Origin of the sequence: Pseudomonas sp. Root401 (assembly GCF_001425105.1) — a bacterium.
In the GTDB taxonomy this organism is placed as follows: domain Bacteria; phylum Pseudomonadota; class Gammaproteobacteria; order Pseudomonadales; family Pseudomonadaceae; genus Aquipseudomonas; species Aquipseudomonas brassicacearum.
In genome coordinates this window covers 21,867-27,866 of sequence record NZ_LMDO01000040.1, presented here as the reverse complement: position 1 = coordinate 27,866, position 6,000 = coordinate 21,867, and the positions used below count along the sequence as shown (strand labels likewise).

At 59.7% G+C, this 6,000-nt stretch carries 5 protein-coding genes; 3 read left to right on the top strand and 2 right to left on the bottom strand.

The genetic code is table 11. From position 1 onward, the window contains the following. Positions 1–176: 176 nt before the first annotated feature. Together ASC85_RS24095 and ASC85_RS24090 are read right to left on the bottom strand one after the other, a co-directional pair. Positions 177–1,670: a CoA-acylating methylmalonate-semialdehyde dehydrogenase gene (locus ASC85_RS24095; RefSeq protein WP_003197520.1), complete on the bottom strand. Its 1,494-nt coding sequence runs from the start codon at positions 1,668–1,670 to the stop codon at positions 177–179. A 71-nt stretch (positions 1,671–1,741) separates the two neighbouring features. Beyond that, complete coding sequence (locus ASC85_RS24090; protein WP_003197518.1) at positions 1,742–3,091, bottom strand: aspartate aminotransferase family protein; 1,350 nt, start codon at positions 3,089–3,091, stop codon at positions 1,742–1,744. Positions 3,092–3,213: 122 nt separating this feature from the next. Here ASC85_RS24090 and ASC85_RS24085 point away from each other — a divergent pair, with 122 nt between their 5' ends. The 3 genes from ASC85_RS24085 (at position 3,214) to ASC85_RS24075 (ending at position 5,493) form a co-directional block, all read left to right on the top strand. Beyond that, positions 3,214–4,134, top strand: a complete 921-nt coding sequence (locus ASC85_RS24085; RefSeq protein ID WP_057451680.1) for a LysR family transcriptional regulator — start codon at positions 3,214–3,216, stop codon at positions 4,132–4,134. Between the two features lie 119 nt (positions 4,135–4,253). Beyond that, positions 4,254–4,904 (top strand): TetR/AcrR family transcriptional regulator, encoded by a 651-nt coding sequence (locus ASC85_RS24080; protein WP_003197514.1) that lies wholly within the window; start codon positions 4,254–4,256, stop codon positions 4,902–4,904. Positions 4,905–4,911: 7 nt separating this feature from the next. Next, positions 4,912–5,493 (top strand): IMPACT family protein, encoded by a 582-nt coding sequence (locus ASC85_RS24075; RefSeq protein ID WP_057451679.1) that lies wholly within the window; start codon positions 4,912–4,914, stop codon positions 5,491–5,493. Positions 5,494–6,000 lie beyond the last annotated feature (507 nt).

Here is a 6,000-nt window from a genome sequence, read left to right as displayed (position 1 = left end):
ACTTAACTCATTGAATCTCAAGGAGTTTTCCGTTTCGACTGCGCCGGAAGTGGGGCGAATTATAGACTTCCAGAATCTGCCGTCAACACCTATTTTCATAATTCTGTCACATCAGTCAAAAAGCCCCGTAAACACAGAGGCCGGCGCCCAAGGGCGCCGGCCTCTTCACTTACCGATTACAAGCTGGGGAATGCAAACTGCGAAGCCTCATGGCTCGCACGTTGCGGCCAGCGCTGGGTAATGGCCTTGCGACGGGTATAGAAACGCACGCCATCCGGGCCGTAGGCGTGCAGATCACCGAACAGCGAGCGCTTCCAGCCGCCAAAGCTGTGATAGGCAACCGGCACCGGCAATGGAACGTTGACGCCCACCATGCCGACTTCGATTTCATCGCAGAACAACCGCGCCGCCTCGCCATCGCGAGTAAAGATGCAAGTGCCGTTGCCATACTCGTGATCGTTGATCAACTGCATCGCCTCTTCCAGGCTATTTACCCGGACGATGCACAGTACCGGCCCGAAGATCTCTTCCTTATAGATACGCATCTCAGGGGTCACGCGATCAAACAGGCAGCCACCCAGGAAGAAACCTTCCTCATGCCCGGTCACACTCAAGCCACGGCCATCGACCACCAGCGAAGCACCCGCCGCCACACCGTCTTCTATATAGCCGCTGACCTTGTCGCGATGCTGACCCGTCACCAACGGCCCCATGTCCAGCCCACAGGATGTACCTGCGCCAATCTTCAGCGCCTTGATCTGCGGCACCAGCTTGGCCACCAGCGCATCCGCCACCTGGTCGCCGACACACACCGCTACCGAAATCGCCATGCAACGCTCGCCGCACGAACCGTACGCCGCGCCCATCAGTGCGCTGACGGCATTGTCCAGGTCGGCATCCGGCATCAGCACCGCATGGTTCTTCGCCCCACCCAGCGCCTGGACGCGCTTGCCGCGCCGAGTGCCCTCGGCATAGATGTACTCGGCAATCGGCGTCGAACCAACAAAACTCAGCGCCTTCACTTCCGGCGCTTCGATCAGCGCGTCCACCGCAGCCTTGTCGCCGTGTACCACGCTCAATACGCCCTTGGGCAAACCGGCTTCCAACAGCAACTGGGCGATCAGCAGCGTCGAACTCGGGTCACGCTCGGACGGCTTGAGGATGAAGCAGTTACCGCAGACGATCGCCAGTGGATACATCCACAGCGGCACCATCGCCGGAAAGTTGAACGGCGTTATACCCGCCACCACACCCAAAGGCTGGAAGTCTGACCAGGCGTCGATGTTCGGTCCTACGTTACGGCTGTATTCGCCTTTCAGGATTTCTGGTGCCGCACAGGCGAACTCGACGTTTTCGATGCCGCGCTTGAGCTCACCGGCCGCGTCTTCCAACGTCTTGCCGTGCTCTTCACTGATCAACTGCGCGATACGCGACTCGTTCTGCTCCAGTAATTGCTTGAAACGAAACATCACCTGAGCGCGCTTGGCCGCCGGTGTATTGCGCCACGCCGGGAAAGCCGCCTTGGCGGCGTCGATGGCCTGCTGGATGGTCGCGCGATCAGCCAACGGCACTTTATGGATGGCCTGGCCAGTGGACGGGTTGAACACATCGGCGGTGCGAGCGCTGTCGCTCAGCAGTTCGCCATTGATCAAATGCGGGATGAGGCTCATGGGGACTCCAGAATTATCCACAGGCGCCCGTGACCGGACGCCCGTTATCGAAAGCTATATAGAAGGACGTATCAGTCGAGCTTGTTCAGCACTTCACCGACCGCATCGAACAGGCGATCCAGATCCTGCGGCTTACTGTTGAACGTTGGCCCGAACTGCAGGGTGTCGCCGCCGAACCGCACATAGAACCCGGCCTTCCACAACGCCATGCCGGCCTCGAACGGACGTACGATGGCATCGCCGTCGCGCCCGGCGATCTGGATCGCGCCGGCCAGGCCATAGTTGCGAATGTCGATAACGTTCTTCGCACCCTTCAAGCCGTGCAGTGCATTCTCGAAATGCGGGGCGATCTCGGCCACGCTCTGTACCAGGTTTTCCTTCTGCAGCAGATCCAGCGCCGCCAGGCCAGCCGCGCAGGCCACCGGGTGGGCCGAGTAGGTGTAGCCGTGGGGAAATTCCACCGCGTACTCGGGCGTCGGCTGGTTCATGAACGTCTGGTAGATCTCGGAGCTGGCAATCACCGCACCCATGGGGATCGCGCCATTGGTGACTTGCTTGGCGATGCACATCAGGTCCGGGGTCACGCCGAAGCTGTCGGCACCGAACATCGAACCGGTGCGACCGAAACCAGTGATCACCTCGTCGAACACCAGGAGGATGCTGTGCTGGTCGCAGATTTCCCGCAGGCGCTTGAGGTAACCCTCTGGCGGCACCAACACACCGGCCGATCCAGCCATCGGTTCGACGAACACCGCAGCGATGTTGGAAGCATCGTGCAGCTCGATCAACTTCAGCAGCTCATCGGCCAAGGCGATGCCACCCTCTTTCGGCATGCCACGGGAATAGGCATTGCTGGCCAGCAAGGTGTGAGGCAAGTGGTCGACGTCCATCATGGCTTGGCCGAACAGTTTACGGTTGCCGTTGACGCCGCCGAGGCTGGTGCCGGCGATGTTCACGCCGTGATAGCCACGGGCACGACCAATCATCTTGGTCTTGGTCGCCTGGCCCTTGAGACGCCAGTAGGCGCGGACCATCTTCACCGCGGTATCGGCGCACTCGGAGCCGGAGTCGGTAAAGAACACATGATTGAGATTGCCCGGGGTCAGGCTGGTGATTTTCTCCGCCAGTTGGAACGACAGCGGATGGCCGTACTGGAACCCCGGCGAGTAATCGAGGGTGCCCAGCTGCTTGGCGACCGCTTCCTGGATTTCCTTGCGGGTGTGCCCGGCACCGCATGTCCACAGGCCCGACAACGAGTCATACACCTTGCGCCCCTTGTCATCCACCAGCCAACTGCCTTCGGCAGCGACGATCAGGCGCGGATCGCGCTGGAAATTGCGGTTGGCGGTGTAAGGCATCCAGTGGGCATCCAGCTTGAGCTGGCTGGCCAGGGAACCGGCAGCGTGTTCGGGCATGTTCATCGACAAAACCTCGCAGGTCATAAGCGACAGGGAATCGAAAGCGTTCTTGCAGCTAAGTTGCCACGGCGATAAAGTCGGTGAAATCCAACTTTTGTAACCTTCAGTCGGTGGATCACTAAACTATGAGCGTTCGTCGTCCCGATCCACTGGCCCAGGTCAGCGACTTTGATATTCGCCTGCTGCGCATTTTCCGCAGCGTAGTGGAATGTGGTGGATTTTCCGCCGCTGAAACCGTGCTTGGCATCGGCCGCTCGGCCATCAGCCAGCAGATGAGCGATCTCGAGCAACGCCTCGGCCTGCGTCTGTGCCAGCGTGGACGCGCGGGTTTTTCCCTGACCGAGGAAGGTCGCGAGGTGTATCAATCGGCGTTGCAGCTATTGAGCGCACTGGAAAGCTTTCGCACCGAGGTCAACGGCCTGCACCAGCATTTGCGCGGTGAATTGACCATCGGTCTGACCGACAACCTGGTCACTCTGCCCCACATGCGCATCACCCACGCCTTGGCGCAATTGAAAGAACGCGGGCCCGACGTGCAGATCCAGATTCGCATGATCGCCCCCAACGAAGTAGAGCAAGGCGTGCTCGACGGGCGCTTGCATGTTGGCGTAGTTCCCCAGGCCAGTGCCCTGTCCGGCCTGGAATATCAACCGCTGTACAGTGAACGGTCGCTGCTGTACTGCGCGGTCGGACATCCGCTGTTCTATGTCGATGACCAGCAACTCGAGGACGCTCGCCTAAACAGCCAGGACGCCATCGCGCCCACGTTCCGCCTGCCAGCCGAAATACAGGCCCATTACCAGGCGCTCAATTGCACCGCGAGCGCATCGGACCGCGAAGGCATGGCGTTCCTGATCCTCACCGGACGCTACATCGGTTACCTGCCCGATCACTACGCCAGCCTCTGGGTCCAGCAAGGTCGGCTGCGGGCCTTGAAGCCCTCGGCACGGTTCTATGACTTGAGCCTGGCGTCGGTCACCCGCAAGGGGCGTCGGCCTCATCTGGTGCTGGAGAGTTTTCTCGAAAGCCTGGCGGCCACCCGCTAACTCCCACAAGGGGCAGAGGATCGCCATCGAGAGGCTTTTAGTGTGATGGCACTTGTCGGATTGATGCCGGTGCGCTATCAACGCACTTGCTTGCCCACAGACCCAGCCCGGAAACGCCCATGACCTTTGAAGTCCCTGCCCACGGTGGCAAGCCCACCAGTCGCATTCGTCAAAAGAATGAAGAGACGATCCTCAAGGCTGCCGAAGATGAATTCGCCCGTCACGGGTTCAAAGGCACCAGCATGAATGCCATCGCCCTCAAGGCCGGGCTGCCCAAGGCAAATCTGCATTATTACTTCACCAATAAACTCGGCTTGTACGTGGCGGTGCTGAGCAACATCATCGAATTGTGGGACAGCACCTTCAATACCCTCACCGCCGAGGATGATCCGGCCGAAGCCTTGACCCGCTATATCCGCGCCAAAATGGAGTTCTCTCGTCGCCAACCCCAGGCCTCGCGATTGTTTGCCATGGAAGTGATCAGCGGTGGCGAATGCCTGACCGAATATTTCAACCAGGATTATCGCGCCTGGTTCAATGGCCGAGCGGCCGTATTCCAGGCCTGGATCGATGCCGGCAAGATGGACCCGATCGACCCGGTGCACCTGATTTTCCTGCTGTGGGGCAGCACCCAGCATTACGCCGACTTCGCCACCCAGATCTGTCGCGTGACCGGGCGCAGCAAGTTGACCAAGCAGGACATGGTCGAAGCTGGCGACAACCTGATCCGCATCATTCTCAAGGGCTGCGGCCTGACACCTGCCCTCTAAGATCGCCATGCCCTTTACCCTTGCCGGCTTTTGCGAATACCGCGAAGAAATTCGCAAAAGCCGCTTCATCACGCTCGCCGCGCCCATCACCAGCCCCGCCGACGCCCAGGCCTTTATCGACCAGCACAGCGACCTGAATGCCTCGCACAATTGCTGGGCCTGGAAACTCGGCGACCAATACCGCAGCAACGACGATGGCGAACCGGGAGGCACCGCCGGGCGGCCGATCCTGGCCGCGATCGAAGCACAAGCCTGCGATCAGGTCGCGGTGCTGGTGATCCGCTGGTACGGCGGGATTCAATTGGGCACCGGCGGGCTGGCTCGGGCTTATGGCGGCGGCGCGAACAAATGCCTGCAAAACGCCGAGAAAATCGAACTGATCAGTCGCGTGGCGCTGCGCTGTTCCTGCGGATTCGCCGAACTGGCCCTGGTGAAACTGCGCGTCGCCGAATGCGGCGGGTTGGTCAATGAAGAACGCTTTACGGCCAATGGCGTAGACCTTCAACTGGCCGTGGGCGAAGCGCAGATCGAAACCTTGCAAACGCACTTGGCCGACCTGAGCCGTGGCCGGATTCTGCTGGCACGTTGAGATCAGCCTGCGACCTTTCAGGGCGCCCCGCAATCGTTCAACTTGCCCACATCCACTGTGTACCCGACTGTGGATAACCTGAGCACATCCCTCTGTAACCCTTCTGTCATGCGGGTTTCAGAGAGTTGCTCATTTTTCAGCCAAAGTCCCGTGGAACCGACAAATCCATCCATAAAACAAACGCTTGCGGCGGTTTATCACCTTTAGAAGAAAGCCCCGCAGTGCTTATGCCCAAGTTTCCCGCTTGCACACAATAACTGTGGAGCAACCTGTGGATAACCCGTTCATGGCTCCTGCCACCCCAAGAAGGACATGGCTCGCAGCCGCTTGCTCAATTTTTAACCACCCATTTCAGGGCAAACCGATGCCTGCGCAAAGCTTGCGCGCTCCAAGCCGGTGCAGAATTTTCCTGTGGCAGATGCCCAGGCTACATGCGGAGAGCCTTGGCGACGCGGGCCAAGCTAATTTCCTGACCTGATGGCCAGGAAATTGCTTTATCCACAGGCA

Bases quoted from the DNA above. Each gene is read 5' to 3' on its own strand.
- ASC85_RS24085 (WP_057451680.1), top strand. From the start codon at position 3,214: ATGAGCGTTCGTCGTCCCGATCCACTGGCCCAGGTCAGCGACTTTGAT.
- ASC85_RS24080 (WP_003197514.1), top strand. From the start codon at position 4,254: ATGACCTTTGAAGTCCCTGCCCACGGTGGCAAGCCCACCAGTCGCATT.
- ASC85_RS24090 (WP_003197518.1), bottom strand. From the start codon at position 3,091: ATGAACATGCCCGAACACGCTGCCGGTTCCCTGGCCAGCCAGCTCAAG.
- ASC85_RS24075 (WP_057451679.1), top strand. From the start codon at position 4,912: ATGCCCTTTACCCTTGCCGGCTTTTGCGAATACCGCGAAGAAATTCGC.
- ASC85_RS24095 (WP_003197520.1), bottom strand. From the start codon at position 1,670: ATGAGCCTCATCCCGCATTTGATCAATGGCGAACTGCTGAGCGACAGC.